13 protein-coding genes and 2 pseudogenes are annotated in these 17925 nt (G+C 72.3%); 10 read left to right on the plus strand and 5 right to left on the minus strand.

Annotation, left to right across the window (positions count from 1 at the left end; translation table 11 throughout):
- Positions 1-74: 74 nt before the first annotated feature.
- Genes RWE79_RS31865 through RWE79_RS31880 form a run of 4 tightly spaced genes read right to left on the minus strand, consistent with a single transcriptional unit; the run spans position 75 to position 6336 of the window.
- Positions 75-1292: an acyl-CoA dehydrogenase family protein gene (locus RWE79_RS31865; RefSeq protein WP_475943542.1), complete on the minus strand. Its 1218-nt coding sequence runs from the start codon at positions 1290-1292 to the stop codon at positions 75-77.
- A complete protein-coding gene (locus RWE79_RS31870; RefSeq protein ID WP_475943543.1) occupies positions 1285-2499 on the minus strand; it encodes a type III PLP-dependent enzyme domain-containing protein in 1215 nt (404 codons plus the stop codon). Before RWE79_RS31870 ends, RWE79_RS31865 begins: the two co-directional genes overlap by 8 nt.
- Entirely contained in the window at positions 2496-4010 is a 1515-nt protein-coding gene (locus RWE79_RS31875) for a class I adenylate-forming enzyme family protein (RefSeq protein ID WP_475943544.1), read from the minus strand. The genes RWE79_RS31870 and RWE79_RS31875 overlap by 4 nt, the downstream gene beginning before the upstream one ends.
- On the minus strand, positions 3994-6336 hold the full coding sequence (locus RWE79_RS31880) for a peptidase domain-containing ABC transporter (RefSeq protein WP_475943545.1): 2343 nt from the start codon (positions 6334-6336) through the stop codon (positions 3994-3996). The genes RWE79_RS31875 and RWE79_RS31880 overlap by 17 nt, the downstream gene beginning before the upstream one ends.
- 449 nt (positions 6337-6785) lie before the next feature.
- Here RWE79_RS31880 and RWE79_RS31885 point away from each other — a divergent pair, with 449 nt between their 5' ends.
- The 10 genes and pseudogenes from RWE79_RS31885 (at position 6786) to RWE79_RS31930 (ending at position 16641) form a co-directional block, all read left to right on the plus strand.
- A complete protein-coding gene (locus RWE79_RS31885; protein ID WP_475943546.1) occupies positions 6786-8363 on the plus strand; it encodes a B12-binding domain-containing radical SAM protein in 1578 nt (525 codons plus the stop codon).
- Between the two features lie 22 nt (positions 8364-8385).
- Complete coding sequence (locus RWE79_RS31890; RefSeq protein ID WP_475943547.1) at positions 8386-9651, plus strand: radical SAM protein; 1266 nt, start codon at positions 8386-8388, stop codon at positions 9649-9651.
- Positions 9648-10568 carry a phosphotransferase gene (locus RWE79_RS31895; RefSeq protein ID WP_475943548.1) on the plus strand — a complete coding sequence of 307 codons (921 nt, stop codon included), beginning with the start codon at positions 9648-9650 and terminating at the stop codon, positions 10566-10568. The genes RWE79_RS31890 and RWE79_RS31895 overlap by 4 nt, the downstream gene beginning before the upstream one ends.
- Complete coding sequence (locus RWE79_RS31900; protein WP_475943549.1) at positions 10565-11593, plus strand: hypothetical protein; 1029 nt, start codon at positions 10565-10567, stop codon at positions 11591-11593. Before RWE79_RS31895 ends, RWE79_RS31900 begins: the two co-directional genes overlap by 4 nt.
- A complete protein-coding gene (locus RWE79_RS31905; protein WP_475943550.1) occupies positions 11590-12423 on the plus strand; it encodes a phosphorylase family protein in 834 nt (277 codons plus the stop codon). Before RWE79_RS31900 ends, RWE79_RS31905 begins: the two co-directional genes overlap by 4 nt.
- Entirely contained in the window at positions 12420-13439 is a 1020-nt protein-coding gene (locus RWE79_RS31910) for a thymidylate synthase (protein WP_475943551.1), read from the plus strand. The genes RWE79_RS31905 and RWE79_RS31910 overlap by 4 nt, the downstream gene beginning before the upstream one ends.
- Positions 13440-13526: 87 nt before the next feature.
- A complete protein-coding gene (locus tag RWE79_RS31915) occupies positions 13527-13934 on the plus strand; it encodes a nucleoside 2-deoxyribosyltransferase (RefSeq protein WP_475946219.1) in 408 nt (135 codons plus the stop codon).
- Complete coding sequence (thiD, locus tag RWE79_RS31920; protein ID WP_475943552.1) at positions 13931-14758, plus strand: bifunctional hydroxymethylpyrimidine kinase/phosphomethylpyrimidine kinase; 828 nt, start codon at positions 13931-13933, stop codon at positions 14756-14758. The genes RWE79_RS31915 and thiD overlap by 4 nt, the downstream gene beginning before the upstream one ends.
- 20 nt (positions 14759-14778) lie before the next feature.
- Positions 14779-15878, plus strand: a pseudogene (locus RWE79_RS31925) (NAD(P)/FAD-dependent oxidoreductase).
- Positions 15875-16641: pseudogene (locus tag RWE79_RS31930) on the plus strand (TenA family protein). Before RWE79_RS31925 ends, RWE79_RS31930 begins: the two co-directional pseudogenes overlap by 4 nt.
- On the opposite strand, the gene RWE79_RS31935 reads toward RWE79_RS31930, so the two are convergent.
- Positions 16560-17900, minus strand: a complete 1341-nt coding sequence (locus tag RWE79_RS31935; protein ID WP_475943553.1) for an amidohydrolase family protein — start codon at positions 17898-17900, stop codon at positions 16560-16562. The pseudogene RWE79_RS31930 and the gene RWE79_RS31935 overlap by 82 nt on opposite strands.
- Between the last annotated feature and the right edge of the window lie 25 nt (positions 17901-17925).

Consider the following 17925-nt stretch of genomic DNA (forward strand, 5'->3'; position numbering starts at 1 on the left):
GCGAGGGATCTGCTGCCGGGCTCGTCGCACGGCAAGAAGCGGTTCGGGTCGGGGTCGAAGTCGGGGTCGGGGGGTCACAGCAGGCCGACCGGCCGGTCCAGCAGGGTGAGGGCCCCGTTCGCGGTCAGCAGCCGGTCATTGGCGTAGTTCAGTGCGGCCGAGCGCAGGTCGCGGAAGGTGCGCTCCAGCGGCAGGGGTGAGTCGGAGCTGTAGCCCAGGGAGAGGCCCGCCAGCTGCACCATCCGATCGACGGCGCCGAAGGTGAGTTCCGAGGCGGCCAGCTTGAGGGAGTTCAGGTGGATCTGGACCGCCGGGTCGTCCATCCGGGCGCCGGCGGCCCGGCGTTGGTCGACCTCCTCGCGGACGCGGTGGAGATAGGCGCTGACGAGTTCCAGGTCGAGCCGGATCCGGCCGAGCCGTTCCCGCAGGAGCGGGGACGAGGTGTCGTGCCGGCTGCTGCGGGGCAGCAGCCGCAGCAGCCCGGAGAAGACGCCGCGGGCCGCGCCGAGCCAGCAGGCACTCCAGGCGAGGTGTCCGACCGGGATCATGCTGTCCACCGCCACCGTGCGGAACAGGCCCGGCTCACCTATGAGTTGGTTGTCGGGGATGCTGCCCGCCAGCCGGAAGCCGGCACTGTCGGTGCCGCGCATGCCCGGCGAGTGCCAGCCCCTGGTGCGTTCGACGACCAGATCGTCGCGGTCGGCGTAGACCAGCGAGACCGCGTGGTCGTCGGCGCTCTCGTCGGCGCGCATGGTGACCAGGTACGCGTCGGCGTGCTCGCCTCCGCTGACCACCGGCGCCCGCCGGTCCAGCCGCAGGCGCCCGGGGTTCCGGCCGGTCGGGCCGGTCGGGTCGGTCGGGTCGAGGGGGTCGCGGGAGAGCGCGTCCGAGGCCGACAGCAGGAAGCCGCCCGTGTCGGCGCCGGTGGTGACCGAGGCGAGGTACACCTCGCCGGCCGCCACCCTGGGCAGGATCCGGGCGCGCAGCCGTGGGTCGGCGTGCCGGACCACCGCGTCGACCTGCTGGCAGTGCATCGCCCAGATCATCGCTGTCGACAGACAACTGCCCGCCAGCGTCTGCGCGGTGTCCACCAGCCCGCCCAGACCGGCGCCCATGCCGTCGTACTCCGCCGGGACGAGATAGCCCAGGTAGCCGGATTCGCGGAGCGCCCGGAGTCCTTCGACCGGGAACCGCGCGTCGCGGTCCACGTCGCCCGCGTGCAGTGCCAGCACACGGGCCACGTCGTCCAGGGCGGTGCCGTCGGTGGTGTGCGGTTTTGCGGTCTCAGACATCGCAGTGCACCTCCTGGGCCTGCACGGACAGCCGTCGGGCGGACAGGACCTGCCCGCGGTCGGTCACGATCTCGGTCGTCGGTGGTCTGCTGAGGAAGCCCAGCAGGCTCGCGGTCAGGCCGTAGGCGCCCACGTTGGGTATCGCGAGCAGTTGGCCGGGCCGCGGGTCCGGCAGCCGCACCGAGGTGCTGAGTACGTCGAGCGGGGTGCACAGGGGACCGGCCAGCACGCTCGGGTCGCCCTCCCCGGTGCCGTACGGCTGGGCGGAGGGTGCCAGCAGCCGGCCCAGGCCGGACATGCCCCCCAGGACGTTGATGCCGGCGTCGACCACGACGAAGGTCCGGTCCCCGCTGCGCTTGACGTCGAGCACCGTGGTGAGGAGCGTGCCCGCTGTCGCCACCAGGTACCGCCCGGATTCGAAGAGCAGGTCCGGTGCGTCCCGGCCGGGGAAGCGGGCGTCCAGGGCGCGGTGGATCCCGGCGGACAGCAGCGGATGCCGGGCCAGTTGTCCCGGCCGGGCGGACGGGGCGGGGAAGCCGCCACCCAGATCCAGTACCCGGGGTACGAATCCCGCGCGGTCGACGACCTCCGCGGCGGTGGCCAGTGCCTGCTCGAACTCCTGCAGCAGCGCGTCCGGTTGGTCGACGTTGGTCGCGAAGAAGGTATGCGTGCCGATCGGCCGGGTCCGTCCGCGGGGCCGCAGCAGGGCGCGGAGATCGTCGGCGGCCGACGGGTCGACTCCGAACGCGGTCGGTCTGCCCCCCATCCGCAGGGAACCCGCGGCACTGCCCCGGGGCGGGTTCAGCCGCACCAGGTACTCCGCGTCCGCGCCCGCCGTCGCACAGGCCTCGGCCAGCCGGTCGCGGTCGGTCGTGGATTCCACCGAGAACCGCCGGGTCCCGGCGTCCAGGGCGGTGGCGATCTCCCCGGGCGTCTTGCCGGGACCGGTGTAGAGGACGCGCTCCGCGGGATGCCCGGCGGCCAGCGCGGTGCGCAGTTCCTCCGGCGAGCTCACCTCGGCGCCCAGGCCCAGTACGGCGAGCTGCCGTACGAGGGCCGGATGCGGGTTGGCCTTGAGCGAGTACAGCAGCTCCGCGCCGTCGGGGAGGTCACGGGCGAGCGCCCTGGCGGCGGAGCGTACGACTGCGAGGTCGTAGACGTAGGCGGGAGTGCCGAAGCGCCGGGCCAGCCGCGGCCAGTCGGTCATCGCGGCACCTCGTGCGCCAGGGCGCGCAGCGCCGACCGGTCGACCTTGCCGTTGACGGTCAGCGGCAGCTCCGGCACGACGACGCAGCGGTCAGGGGCGCGGGCCGGGCCCAGCCGTTCCGCCACCCCCCGCACCACGTCGTGGGGGGTCAGCTCGGTGACCGCCCACACCACGAGCGTCCCGTCGGGTTCCGGCGGGGCGGCCGCGGCGGCCCTCACCCCGGGGATGTCCAGCATCGCGCTCTCCAGTTCGGGGGTGCTCATGCGGTGTCCTCGGCGCTTGAAGATGTCGTCGAGGCGTCCGACGAAACGGAGCCGCCCGTCGGCGTCCAGTCGGCCCTGGTCCCCGGTGAAGACCGCGGTGCCGATGCCGTCGGGGGCCGGGCGGAACCGTTCGGCCGTCGCCTCGGGGGAGCGCCAGTACCCGGCCATCACATGGGGCCCGGCCGAGACGATCTCCCCGGTCTCTCCGGGCGGGAGCGGCCGTCCCGCCCGGTCGACCACGAACAGCCGGGTGCCGGGCAGCGCGCGTCCCACCGTGCCGGGATGGTCGATGTCCTCGTCCGGGTCGGCGATGGAGATGCGCTTGCACTCGCTCATGCCGTACATGCACACCAGCGACGTCCCGGGAAAGGCGGACCGCAGCCGCTCGGCGGCCGTGCCGGTCAGCGCCGCCCCGGTGTTGGTGATCACGCGCAGTGAGGTGGGGCGCCGGTCGCGGGCGGCCAGCCGGGTCAGCAGCGCGGCGAGCGTCGGCACGGCGGGGAGCACGGTGGCTCCCGAGGCACGGATCGCCACGAGTTCACCGGCCGACAACTCGCCCTCCGGAAAGACGAGTTCGGCGCCCGACCAGGCGCAGAGGAAGAGCTGGTACAGCCCGTAGTCGAAAGACATCGGCAGCCGGTTCCAGACGATGTCCTGCGGCCGGTAGCGCAGCCTGTCCCCGATGGCCGCGACCGCGGCGGTGACCGTGACGTGCGGGCAGACGATTCCGCGTGGCCGGCCGGTGCTGCCGGAGGTGTACAGCAGCAGCGCCCTGCCGCCGGGCTCCGCGAGCGCGGCGGGCTCCGGCCCGGTGGGACCGGCCGTCAGGTCCGGGGCCGGCGGTGCGACGACGGGGACTCCGGCGTCCCGGGGCGCCCGCATGGTCCGCAGCCGCGTCGGGGTGCTGACGACGAGCGCCGGCGAGGCGTCCTGGAGCAGCCCGCGCAGTTCGTACTCACTGCTGGTGTGGGCCGCCGGAATCACCGTCGCGCCGGTGCGGAGCGCTCCGAAGAGCACCGCGGCCGATGCCCGGCCGGGCGGCAGCAGCGACAGCACCCGGTCGCCGGGGCCGATGCCGAGGCCGGCGAGCCAGCCGGCGGCCCCGCGGGCGGCGGCACCCAGCTCGGCCCAGGTCCACCGGCCGCCGCCGTCACGCACTCCGGGGCGCTGTCCGAACGTACGGACCGCCCGGTCGAGGAGGGCGACCAGGTCCTGCGGGCCGTCGTCGGGGTCACTGGACGAGCGCACGGTAGAGGCCTTCCTGTGCGATGAGTTCGTGGTGGCCGCCGCACTGTGCCACCCGTCCGCCGCTGAGCACGACGATCTGGTCGGCCTCCTCGACGGCGGTCAGCCGGTGGGCCACCACGATGAGAGTGATGCCCAGACCTCGCAGACGGGCGAGTATCTCCTTCTCCAGTACGGGGTCCAGGGCGCTGGTCGCCTCGTCGAGAACGAGGGCGGCCGGCTTGCGGAGCAGGGCCCGGGCGAGGACGACCCGCTGGCGCTGGCCGCCGGACAGTCCGGCCCCGCCGGGGCCCAGCAGGGTGTCGTAGCCCATCGGCAGGGCCGCCACCGTGTCGTGGATGCCGGCGGTGCGGGCGGCCGCCTCGATGTCGGCGTCGGGGGTCCCGGCCGCGTGCCAGGTGATGTTGTCGCGGACGCTTCCGGAGAAGAGCCGGGCCTCCTGGTTCACGAACGAGATCGACCGGCGGTACCCGGCGGTGTCGAGCTGCTCCAGGTCCCGGCCGTCCACCAGGACCCGGCCGGAACCCGGGGTGTGCAGTCCGGCGAGGAGCAGCGCGCAGGTGGACTTGCCCGACCCGGAGGCGCCCAGCAGGGTGGTGAAGCTTCCGGCGGGCACCGAGAAGGACACCTCGTGCAGGACCGGGGTGCCGTCGCGGTACCCGAACGACACCTGCTCGACCTGGTGGGCGGTCGCCGCGGTTGGCGCGTAGGACTCGCCCCGGTGTTCCGGGGCCGACTGCATGATGTCGTCGAGGCGGGCGAGGCTCGCGCCCAGTCCGGAGATCTGCAGCCCGACCTGGACGAGGTTGGTCAGGGGCACCAGCAGCCCCATGGCCAGGACGCTGAAACCGAGGACCTTGCCGGGGGACAGCGATCCGTCGGCGATGCGCAGCGATCCGGCGGCCAGCACCAGCAGCGGCGCGCCCGTCTGCAGCGCGCTGCTCAGGGCGGAGGACACCGCCAGCAGCCGCCTGCTGCGCAGCCTGACGTTCAACTCCTCGGCCAGGGAGTGGCTCCACCGCTGTCCCATGTCGTTCTCGGCGGCCGCCGACTTCATCGTGGGCATGCCCTCCATGAGTTCGGCGAGTTCCGCCTCGGCCAGCGAGCGTGCCTCCAGGGCGTCGGCCCCGGCGTACTCCTGGTGCCGCCAGGACACCGCCAGGACGCCGACCTGGAGCAGTGCCAGCGCGATGACCAGCATGGCGAGCAGGGGGTCGGCGAGCAGCAGGAGAGTCATGTAGAGCAGGATCAGCAGGCCGTCGAAGACGCTGGTGAACGCGGACACCGACAGCACCTGCCGCACGGTGGAGCTGGTGCGGACGCGTTGCAGGAGGTCGCCGGGCCTGCGGCTGGAGAAGAACTCGTAGGGCAGGGCGAAGAGCCGGTCGAGGATGCCCAGGGTGACGGTTTCGTCCACCCTCGCCTGGATGAGGTGGAAGGACATCGAGCGCGCGAACTGCAGTACCACCGAGGACGCCAGTACGGCCACCAGCCCGAGGCCGAGGTACTCGGCGGAGAGGGCGCCGCGGCCGCGGCTCACCTCGTCGCCGACATAGGCGGTCGCCAGCGGGACCGCCAGGTTCAGCAGCAGCAGTAGCAGCGAGCATGCCAGGAACGTCGCCCAGCGCCGGGTGCGCGGCAGGAACATCCGCAGGTACTGCCACGGGCTGCCGGACCGGCGCTTCGGCGCCGTGCGGTCGGCGACGTCCGGGCCGGGCGTGATCGCCAGGGCCACGCCGGTGAAGGCTTCGCCCACCGCGCCCAGTTCCATGCGCCGGCGCCCCAACGCCGGGTCGACGAGGTGGACCTGGTCGCCGGCGACGCGTTCGAGGACCACGAAGTGGTTGAAGTTCCAGAACAGGATGGTGCCGGTGGGCAGCGACCGCAGTCCCTCCAGGGGCACCCGCAGTCCCCGGCCGTGGAACCCGTAGGACCGGGCGGCGTCCAGCAGCAGCCGGGCGGACACCCCGTCCCGGCCGGTGCCGGTGGCCGCGCGCAGCTCATGGGACGGGGCGTCGACGCCGTGGAGGGCGAGCACCATCGACAGGCAGGCCGGTCCGCAGTCGCTGATCTGTGACTGCAGGCGCACCGGTACGCGGCGGCGACCCAGGACGCCCGCGGCCTGCCGCAGGCGTTCCCGGAGCGCCGGCCGCCGGCCGGACCGCCTGCGGAAGCCCTCGATGCCGACGGGGGCGCCGTACTGGCGTGACGCGCCCCGGGCGGCGTCGGCCTGGCGCCGGAAGCGGGGGGTGGGGGGCGTGCGGCCGCCGGATCCGGCACGCGTGGTTTCCGGTCCGGTGGAGTCCTCGGTACCGGTCTGATGGGTCACCGGGATCCTCCGGGGCCGTGTGCCGCTGCCATGTGTTTCGTAACTCTCCTTCCGGGCCCGCGGTGGCGGAGGCGCCCGGGCGGGAACGCCTGGACGCCTCCTCGGGTCACGCGCAGGCTGACGGCGCGATGAGCCCCGAACCGCCGACGATGTCGTCGAGCATGTCGTCGGACATCGCCTCGATGTCGACGACGTCGAAGAACTCCTGCTCCTCCATGGCTGCCTCCTTCCGGATCCAACTGGTGGTCGTGAGGTGCGCACGGGTGTGCGGCCACCTCGTCGCCGATGCCTCTCGCTCCGGTGACAGCACGATGGCAGCACGGTCGTTTTATTTAGTCAAGTTAGTCATGACTAAGTTTACAGAGGCTGTCGCTAATCCAGTCAAGTAGTGGACTGGGTCATCCTGGGTATGCCATGATCCCACCGTGTCTCACATCAAGGAGGGGCCTGTGGTTGGTCCCGTTGTTCTGGCCACACCCTCACCGATCACTCATCGGACCGCCGAGGAGAACCTGGGAATCGGTTATCTCGCGGCGTTTCTCAGAGAAGCAGGACACGAAGTCGTCGTCGTTGACGGCTGGCTGGAAGGATTGGACGTCCGTCAACTGGCGGACCTGATTCTGCTGCACAACCCCCTCATGGTCGGATTCGCCTGCTACCGCTCCAACATGGAACGGGCCATCGAGACCGTCCGTCTTGTCCGGCAGGAGTGCGAAAGCACCTTCGCCGTCGCCGGCGGATACGGTCCGACCTTCCACACCAATGAATTCCTGGAAGCCGGATTCGACGCAGTCGTCCGGGGGGAGGGCGAAGTACCGCTGCGCATGCTGGCCGACGGCCTGCGCGACGGTGAACCCCGGCTGGACTCGATTCCCGGGCTCAGCTACCGCGCCACGGACGGCGTCCCGTGCCACAACGGCGCACCGGCGCCCAAACTCCCCATGGGCAGCCTTCCGGCGCCCGCCCGCGACACCCTCCACCTGACCATCGCCCGGCGCAGCATGGTCCACGTCCAGACCGCCCGTGGCTGCCAGGCGTCCTGCACCTTCTGCTCGATCGTGGCCTTCGAGCGGGTGGGCGGCGGTTCGACCTGGCGCGAACGCACCATCGAGCAGATCGTCGACGAGCTGGCGGACCTCTGGTCGCGGGGGGCCACCCACTTCAAGGTCATCGACGACTCGCTGATCGAACCGCCCCGCGACGCCCGCTGGTGTGCCGAACTGGCCGACGCCATCGCCGATCGCGGGATACAGCCCCGGCTGCGCGGCTCGATCCGCGCCGACCGGGTGTCGGAGGAGGTCATGTCCGAGCTGGCGCGGGCCGGCTTCTTCTCCTTCTCCTGCGGCATCGAGAACTTCTCCGCCACCGCACTGCGCAGAATGGCCAAACGCGCCGACCCCGCCCAGAACCGGCGGGCCCTGGACATCTTCCGCAGTCACGGCATCTACGTACAGGCCGGACACATCCTCTTCGACGACCGCACTTCCCTGGAAGAGCTGGAGGAAAACCATTCCGGCATGCGTGAATACCAGTGGACGATCTCGAAAGGGATCTTCACCGAGATGTATGCGGCCGCCGGGACGAACTTCACCCGGCGGCTCAACAGGCGGGGCGCCCTGCAAATCCAGGAGGATGCCCTGGGTAACACCCGTTATGACCTGCTGGACGAACGCGTCCGACCCGTGTACAGCTCGCTGAAGCGCTGGCACAAAGCGCATTCGGCCGTTTATGACAAGGCCATCGATCCCCTTTCGGCGCCCAAGGCCCTCGATCCGCCGGAACTCGCGCGGCTGCACGAATTCGCCGTGCGACTGCGCGGCAGGGACCTCGACGTGCTGCGCGGGCTGCTCGACCTGGCCGCGGAACCGGTGGCCACCTCGCGACTGGAGGGCCGGGCCCAGGAACTGGTGACGGCCGAGATCGAGAGCAGCGCCGGCTGGCACGCCGAGCTGGACCGGCAGGTCGACGCCGCCTACCGCGACGTCGGCCTGGTCTACGACGCCGACCCCAACCCGTTTATCTGCTGACCCCTGGCCGATGGAGCACGCCGTGACCGACGCACCCGAACAGACCACGACCGACTTCCCCTGGACCCGCAACGAGAAATCCCTGCCGCTCTCGGTGATCAACGCCAAGGAGCACTTCGACCGGCAGGTGGGGCCGATCGAGCACGAGGACGCCGACGAGTGCCCGATCGACATCAAGAACATCGGCTGGACCCTGGGCAACGACTGCCCCTACCGCTGCAGTCACTGCTACTCCATGTCCGCGCGGGAGAAGGGCATGGACTTCACCCCGGAGATCGTGGACCGCATCATCGAGCAACTGGCCCTCAACGGCGTGGAGACCGTCAACCTCGGCGGCAACGAACCGCTCTTCACCAACGGCCCCAACCCGCGCAACACCCTGCTCCCGCGGATCATCGACGGGCTGGTGGACGCGGGCATCATCGTGGGGCTCACCACGTCCGGCGTGACCGCCCTGCACCTGGAGCGCGATCACACCGCGACCTGGCGGCGGCTGAACGACCTCGATGTCAGCTTCGACTCGCCGTTCGAGGACGAGCACAACGCCAACCGCGGCGCCAAGCTCTACAAACAGGCCATCCGCACCCTGGAACTCGCGCAGGAGTACGGCCTGGACCACACCATGATCATGTGCGGGATGAACTGGAACTTCACCCCCCGCCACCTGGAGAAGATGGTCGAGCTGGCGAAGCGCTACGACGCGAACATCCGGATCAACCCGATCAAGCCGGTGGAACCGAAGCACATGGAGTCGATGCTGACGGCCGAGCAGTACTACGAGGGCTTCGCCTACCTCATGGAACACTGCTCGCCGATCGACCTGGGCGAACCGCCGATCGCCGCGATGACGGACTATCAGAAGGCCAAGGGGTGCCCGTGCGGCCGCACCTCCTTCCGTATCCACTCCATCACCCCCGACGGCCGCATCCCGGTGTCGCCGTGCGTGTACCTGCACGACTACAAGGTGGGCGACCTCCGCAAGGACGACCTCCACGACATCGTCCGCTCGCCGCAGTTCCGCAGCTTCCGGCGCCGCAACGCCAACCCGGAACTGGTGGACGGCTGTGACGGTTGCAGCCTGCTCCAGTCCTGCCGCGGCGGCTGCGCCGGCCGGTCCTACCTGGTCCAGGCCCACGAGACCGGCAAGCGGTCCCTGTTCGCCCGCGACCCCTACTGCCCCCGCGACATAGCGCCCAAGCAGAAGTTCCCGCAGCGCCCGGTCGTGCCGACCGACAAGCGGCTGGTCCACATGGACTACCTGTGCACCTGGATCGGCAAGCCCCAGTGACCGCTCCGCCACCGGCCGAAGCCGTGCTCGACGGCGGCCTGGTCGGGGACCTTCCCGACGGGGTCGCCCGCCGGCTGGCCGCCGCGACCGGCGTGCGGGAATTGCGCCAGGTGCCGGCCGCGAGCCACAAGCAGCGGTCCAGCAACGCGTGGTTCCGGGGCGAGCACGACGGCGTCCCGGTGTTCGTCAAGCTCTACGCCCGGTCCGACCGGGCGGCCGTGGACGCCACGGTGGCCGCTCTGGTGCCGCCGGCCATGACCACCGAACTGCTGGCCCGGGGGACCGCCGGGGCGCTGGGCGCGTACGCGGTCTTCCGCTGGGCGGACCTGACGCCGGTCCCCGGCACGCCCGACGGTCCGGTGCTCGCCGGCACACTGCTGGCCGCCCTGCACGACGTGAAGCTGCCCCCGCCGCCGGCCGGACCTCCCCCGGCAGCCGTGGGCGAGGAGGCGTACGGCCTGCTGCTGGACAGCCTGGCCGCACAGGCTCCGCACCTCTTCGCCGAGGTGCGCGGCCGGTTGACCGGGCCGGCCGCCAGGGCCCTGGTCCGGGCCGCCGGCGACGAGTCCGCCGGACACCCGCAGGTGCTGCTGCACGGTGACTTCTCGCTGCGCAACATCGCCCGGGACACACGGGGCCGGGGCGTGGTCTTCGACTTCGAGCGAGCCCTGCGCGGCCCCCGCGAACACGACCTGGAGCGGCTGTGGGACCGGGAGCTGGCCTATGCCGCCGCGGCGCGGGAGCGGTTCGCGGCGGCGTACCGCGCCGGCCGGGAGCACGACCCCGGACCGTTCGACCGCGTTCAACTCGACTACGCACGGCTCACCTGCGCGGTCTCGACGCTCACGGCCGCCCGCCGTACGGGCGACGCGCCGTTCGAGCGGCAAGGCCGCAGGATACTGGAGGCACTGCGATGACAGCCCTATCGGACCGGACGGCGGACTACCTCCACGTCCCCATCGCGGGCATCACGTTCGCGGTGGACGCCGATCCCGGCGTCCGGTCACGGCTCCGTGAGATATCCGCCCCGTTCTACGAACCGGTGGACGCCCCGACCGGCCTCGTCTGGCGGATCCAGCTGAAGGTCTCCGACCCCGACCCCGGCACCGCCTCGGACCCCGGCCCCGCCCACGGCACCGTCTCCGACGACGACAACGAGCCGCCGCACCGCGTGCTGTTCGACACCGTGCGCCGGCACATTGTCATCGGGTGCGCGCTGCCGGACTGGCTGCCCGTCTTCGCGGTGCGCCACCTGTGCACCGTGGCGCGCAGCCTGGCGGTGGACGCCGGAGCGGTGCCGCTGCACGGTGCCGCGGTGGAACTGGCCGGGCGGGGGGTGATGTTCGTCGGCGAGAAGCAGGCCGGCAAGACCACCTCGTCCCTCTCCCTGGTCCGGGGGAGCGGCGGCAGCCTGGTCTCCAACGACGACGTCCTGCTCACCGACGGCCCGCTGGGCTGGCACATGGTCGGCGGGCCGCGTTCGGTGGGCGTACGGACCGGCTCCCTCGCCGAGCACCGGCCGGTGCTCACCGAACACGGCCTGCTGGCGGCCGTACGGCCGCACCCGGCGAACCGGCCCGACAAGATCTTCGTCTTCCCCGGTGACGTCCCGGTCCTGGGCGGATCGGTCCGGTCCGAGGCGGGCGCGGACGTGATCATCGAACTGGTCTGCCGGCCCGGCGAACCGGTCGGACATGAGGCGCTGGACGACGAGCAGGCGGCTGCCGTGCTCCACCGCTACCTCGAACCGGAGGCCGACCGCCGCCGCCTGGACCTCGTTCGGGCCATCCGGGGGGCACCACCCGCGCTGACCGGCGACACCGTCTCGTCGCTGGTGAGGTCGCTGCGCTTCTACCGGTTCAGCCACCCCGTCCAGGGGTGGGTGGACGATCTGATCTCGTTTGTCGACGGCACCGTACTGCGTGAAGGAGTAGGGGTATGAGACTCGGAGTGGTGCTACGCGCCGAACGGCTCATCCGGGAGGCGAAGTTCCGGCAGAACCGGGTGGTCACCGATTTCGGTCCGGTCGACCGGATCTTCAGCGGGACCCTTCACGACACCGAGACGCACTTCCTGTACGGCCGCTTCCCCGGCAAGCGTGTCCCCAGCTGGGAGATCCCCTTCCAGGCCAACCAGAGCGCCTTCGACGAACTCGGGGTCGAGCACCTCATCGGTACCTTCGTGGTGGGCGGGGTGGACAAGGACGTCCACGGCGGCGACCTCGTCATCCCGCACGACCTGGTGAGCCTGGCCGGTCCGCGGATCAGCCTGCCGCCCGCCGACGGGCGGTTCAGCAACGCCCATGTGATCCCGTCCTTCTGCCCCGTCCTGCGCCGCCTGCTGATCCGCGGCGCCCGGGAGGCGGGTATCACCGTCCACGAGAGCGGCGTCTACCTCAGCAACTTCGCCTTCGCCAGGATCGAGACAGTCGCGGAGCTGGAACTCATGGACCGGCTGGGCATACGCCTGGTGGGCCAGACCATGGACCCCGAGTTCACCCTCGCCCGGCAGCGCAAGCGCCACTACGCGGCCATCGCCGTGGCGATCGACTCGTACCACGACATGAAGAACGAGTCGGAGCAGAACCCCGACGAGTACCGGGCCCGCTCCCGGCAGGCCATCGCCGACGGCCGCGAGAAGTTCGAGCGGATCATCGAGGCCGGGCTCGCCACCCGAGGCCAGGACGAGGCGGGAGAGGAGTGCACCTGCGACCACTCGGCCAAGGGCCGCTACCGCGACATGTTCGCCTCGTTCCCGGAGGACCTGCTGTGAAGGAGTTCCCCGGCTTCGAGCACGCGTACCGGCACCAGCTCGGCGAGCTGCTGCACGCGCCCCAGTTCCGCAACGCCCCGCGCGGGGTCACCAGCCAGGAACGGCTGGCGGTGACCTTCGCCCTGGACAACCCCCGGCGGCGGCTGGTCATCCACCCCGCCCGCCGCAGCAACCTCGTCTTCAACTTCGCCGAGGCGCTGTGGTACCTGGCCGGCCGGGACGACGTGTCCTACCTCGCGCACTACGCGCCCGGCGTCGCCCGGTACTCCGCTGACGGCCACCGACTGACCGGTACCGCCTACGGACCGCGGATCTTCCGGCACGGATCCTCGGCCCTGGACCAGTGGAGTGCGGTGGTCGACCTGCTGCGCGCCGACCCCGACAGCAAACGGGCCGTGATCCAGGTCTTCCGGCCGGACGAACTCGACGCCCCGGACAACCGGGACGTGGCCTGCACACTGGCCCTGCAGTTCCTCATCCGTGAGGAACGGCTGCACACCATCGGCTACATGCGGGCCAACGACGCCTACCGGGGCATGGTCAGCGACGTCTTCTCCTTCACCTTCCTGCAGGAGATGATGGCCCGTCAACTCGGGGTCGCACTGGGCCCGTACACCCATGTCGCCGGGTCGCTGCACCTGGACCGGCCCGACCTGGAACGGGCCCGCCGGCTGGTCGGCGCCGGTCCGGCGCAGGGGCTGCCGCCGGACGTCATGCCACCGATGCCCGACGGCGACAACTGGTCCAGCCTGTGGCGGGTCATGACGATCGAGGAAGCGCTGCGCGCGGACGACCTGCGGCTGGACGCCACCACCCTGGACGGGCTGGACCTGCCCGAGTACTGGGAGCACGTCCTGGTCCTGTTCGAGTTGCACCGCCGGGAACGGTACGGCACCGGGGAGGCCGACGGCCTGGCCGGGCGACTCCCCCCGCTGTACCGGCAACTGCTGTTCACCCGCTTCCCGAACCTGGCAACCGACCGTACCGAGGTGATCACGACCGATGCAGCCGTCTGACCGAGCCCCCCGGACCCCGCGGCCGTCTTCACCGGCGGCCCCTTCAAGGCATGGGTCGACCCGGACACCAACGTCCTGTCCGCCCACCTGCGGAACCGCTACGAGTCCCTCATCGCCCTGTTCGGCACCGCGGGATGGCAGGTCCTCAACGCCCACCGCCACGAAGGCTGGGGTGAGCGCATGGTGAGCGACGTCGAGTGCACCACGCGTGACCTGGAGTGGATGCGCCGCTGCGATCTGTTCGTCGCGTTCCCGGGCGAGCCCGTGTCGCCCGGCACCCATGTCGAGATCGGCTGGGCCAGCGCCCTCGGCCGGCCCACCGTGCTGCTGACGGAACCCGGCCGTTCCTACGCGGCCCTGGTCACCGGACTTCCCTCCGTCGCCCCGGTACGCCTGCTGGTCCACCACGGCGGCCGGACGTTTCCGGACGAACTCGCGGCGGTCGTCGCGGAACTCCTCCCGGACACCGTTCCGGCGCCGGCCGGCCGGCCATGACCGCCGCCCGCACCCGCTGCCTCACGGTCGGCTCGTCCGACTCGGGAGGCGGGGCGGGTATCCAGGGAGACCTGAAGGCGTTCGCCTCGCTCGGCGCGTACGGCACCACGGTGCTGGTCGGCGTCACCGCCCAGAACACCGAGGGCGTCACGGCCGCCGCCCCCGTGGCGCCCGAGATCGTCGCCGCCCAACTGGACGCCGTGCTCGCGGACATCGGCGTCGACGCCGTCAAGGTCGGCACGAGCTGGAGCGCTGCAGTGGTCCACCTCGTCGCCGACCGGCTGCAGGACATCGGTGTCCCGGTAGTGATCGATCCGGTGCTCACCACGGCGGCCGGGTCCCAGCTCTCCGGCGGCCGGGAGGCGGTCGCCGCCGCCCGCGATCGCCTGCTGCCCCTGGCCTCGGTGGTGACCCCCAACCTCGGCGAGGCGCGGCAACTGGCCGAACTGCCCGGACAGAGCGACCCGGCGGTCCTCGCCGAGGCGCTGGCCGGCCGCGGAGCACGCGCCGTCCTCATCACCGACGTCGGGGGCCCGGCGCGCGGCGGAGGGGACTGGCTGTTCGACGGGCGGCGCCACCACCCCATCCCCGGGCAACGGCACACCACCGGCTGCGAACACGGCGCCGGATGCGCGCACTCCGCGCTGCTCGCCGTGCTCCTCGCCCGGCAGGTGCCGCTGGCGCGGGCCGCCCGCCTCGCCCACCACATGGTCGCGGCGGCCGTGCTGCACGGTTCCGCCGGCATCGGCGGCGGCACACACCCGGTCGACATGCTCGCTGCGGCCCGGCGCGCCGAGGAGCTGTTCGGCACGGGCGCCCGGTGACCGCCCGGTCCGGGACCGACGTGACCGTCATCGGGGCCGGCGTGGTCGGGCTGTCGACGGCCTGGCAGCTCGCCTGCCGGGGCGCCGAGGTCCTGCTGCTGGACGCCGGACCGCCCGGCGGCGGCGCCTCGCACGCGGCCCAGGGCGAGATGGTGCCGCCGGCCCCGCCGCTGGGCGGGCTGTGGCGGCACAGCCTGGAGCTGTACGAGCGGCTGGCCGACGACCACCCGGTGGAGTACGACCGCCCGCCGCGCGGGACGCTCGTGGTGGGGCTCCCCGGCCGGCCCGGCCCGGCGGTCCGCCGCACGGCGGCCGCCGGCGAACACCTCGCCGGCGACGACCTGCACGGCTTCGAGCCGGCGCTCGCCCCGCGGGTGCGGGCCGGACTGCGGTACACCGAGGGGCGGCGGCTCGGCCCGCGGTCGGTGGTGACGGCGCTCACCGCCGCCGCGGCGTGGTGATGCGCACCGGCCGCGGACCGCAAAAGGTCGAGCCGCGAGGCGGTCACGGCTGGTCGGTGACCGGACCGTGCGGCGACCGCCACGCCACGTTTGCCCTGGTGCTCGCGACGGGCCTGGGCACCCGGGGCCTGCTGCGGGACCTGGGGCTGAGGGTACCGCTGACCGGGCTGCGCGGTACGGTCCTGGTGACCGAACCGGCGCCCTTCGAGCTGCGCCACGTACTGGCCGAGACAGTGATCGGCCCCCCGGGCACCGTCGGCTTCCTGGCCCACCAGCAACCCGCCGGCCACCTGGTGGTCGGCGGATCCTGGTACCCCGAGGGCGAGCCCGACCCCGCTCACCTGCGGCTCCGGATCGTGCGGCACGCCCAGCGGGCACTGCCCGGGGTGTCCGGTCTCCGTGTCGTCGCCGCCCGGTCCGGCGTGCGCCCGTGCCTGCCCGACCGGCTGCCGGTGGTGGGGGAGATCGCGCCCGGCCTGTTCGGCTGCTTCGGCCACGGCGGCGACGGTTTCACCACCGGCCCCGGGTCGGCGGCGGTCCTCGCCGACCTGGTCCTCGGCGGCGTCCCGGCTGTCGATTTCGACCCGGCCCGCTTCGCCTTCGGCCGCTGGGAGCCGTCGCACCCCCAACCGGCAAACCCGTCGAGGAGTTCACCATGACGTATCTCGCCGAGTGCCGTGAGGCCAGCTCCGAGGTGTGGGAGGCCTACCGGGGCCATCCGTGGATCGAGGCGCTCGCCTCGGGAGAGCTCCGCGCCGAGCAGTTCGCGTACTTCCAGCTCGACGACGGCGCGCACGTCGCGGACTTCAACCGGGTGCTCGCCCTGGGCATCGCCAAGGCGCCGGTGGGACACCCCTGGGCGGCGGCCGCCGCCCATGTGCTCGACGACCTGTCGACGGTCTCGGAGCTGTCCGAGAAGAGCTCCCTGCTCAGAGAGCTCGGCTACCACGAAGCGCCCGCCCAGGACCGCTGGAACGCGTCCCCGGCCCGGGAGGCCTACGTCACCACCTGGTCCGGGCCGCGTACGAGGGGGGCCTGCCGGAGATCGCCGCCGCCCTCTACCCGTGCTCGCTGTTCACCGAGGTCATCGGCGAGCGCTTCCGGGGGGTGCGGGTCCCCGGGCCCACGGCCTTCAGGCGCTGGACGGACATGTACACCCGCCGTACCCGCGGCGAGATGTGTGCCCGGCACGCCGCGGTGGTGGAGGAGGCCGCGGCCGGTGCGAGCCCGGCCCGGCGGGAGTCGTTGCTGCTGCTCTACCGGCGGAGCCTGGAACACCAGGTGCGGGTCTTCGACGCCGCGTGGGCACTGGAGGGGCGGTGGCCGGGTGGCCGGGACGCCTACGCCCTGCGCGCGGTCCGCGCCGCGGCCGGCTCCCGGCCGAACGACACCTCTCCCGGCGCGAAGCCACCGGTCAGCTGAGAGTGCGCCGGGTCGGTCCGGGCGACTTCACGGCCGCCGCGGAAGACATGCAGACGCGCCGGGAGCAGGCGCAGTGCCGAGACCGGGTCGTCGGCGTCCAGGACGACGAGGTCGGCCGGCCTCCCCTCCCGCAGGCCGTAGCGCGCGCCCAGCCCGAGCAGTCCGGCGCCGGAGGTCGTGGCCGGGTCCAGGACGCGTGCCAGCTGGTCGTGCCCGGTCAGGTGGCCGAGCAGGGCGGCCAGTTGGGCCACCGCGAGCATGTCCCCGGTGCCCAGCGGGAACCACGGGTCCACCACCGAGTCCTGGCCCAGACCGACCCGTACGCCCGCGTGCAGCAGGGGCCCGAGCGGGGCCATGCCGCGCCGGACCGCCGTCGTGTCGGACCTCCCCTGGAGCACCACGTTCACGAACGGGTTGGCGACCACCCCGACGTCCGCGTCGGCCAGCAGCCGGGCGGTGGAGGCCAGTGTCGACGGGTCGTAGCCGGCCATGGCGGTGCAGTGGCTGACGGTCACCCGGCCCTGGCGTCCGTGGGCGACGGCGGCCAGGGCGATGTCCCGGGAGAACCGGGAGGCGGGGTCGTCGGTCTCGTCGCAGTGCATGTCCACATCGGCGTCGAACTCGTCCGCCAGCCGGAAGAGTTCATGGATCTGTGCCCGGCCGAGGTCGGCGGTGCGCTCGTGGTGCGGAATGCCGCCGACCAGGTCGCAGCCGAGCTCCATGGCTCTGCGTACCCCTCCCAGCCGCTCGGGGTCGAGGCGCCCGCCGTTGTCGAACAGTCCGTCCTGGGGGAACGCGACCAGTTGCAACGTGCAGACGTCGCCGACCTCCTGGCGCAGTTCGAGCAGGGCCCGGAGAGCGGTGAGATCCGGCGTGCCCACGTCGACGTGGCAGCGGACGTGAAGAGTGCCCTGGGCGACCATCCACCGCAGCACCTCGCGGGCGTTGCCCAGGATCTCCCGGGTGGTCATCGTCCGCTTGCGTTCGGCCCAGATCCCGATGCCCTCCAGCAGGGTGCCGGATCGGTTCGGGCGGCGCGGGTCGAGGGTCAGCGCGGTGTCCAGGTGCATGTGCGCGTCCACCAGGGGCGGAATCACCAGCCGGCCGCGCAGGTCGATGACGCGCCGGGCGGCCGGGCCGGTGGCGGCACATTCGCCGAGGGCGAGGAGCCCGTCCCTGAAGCGGATGTCCACCGGTTCCGCCCCGGCCGGGAATTCGCGCGTTCCGGAGTTCGACATCCGCTGCGCTATCCATGCCATTACTCCTCGGTCGCGCTTACGGAAG

Source organism: Streptomyces sp. RLA131 (genome assembly GCF_056270125.1).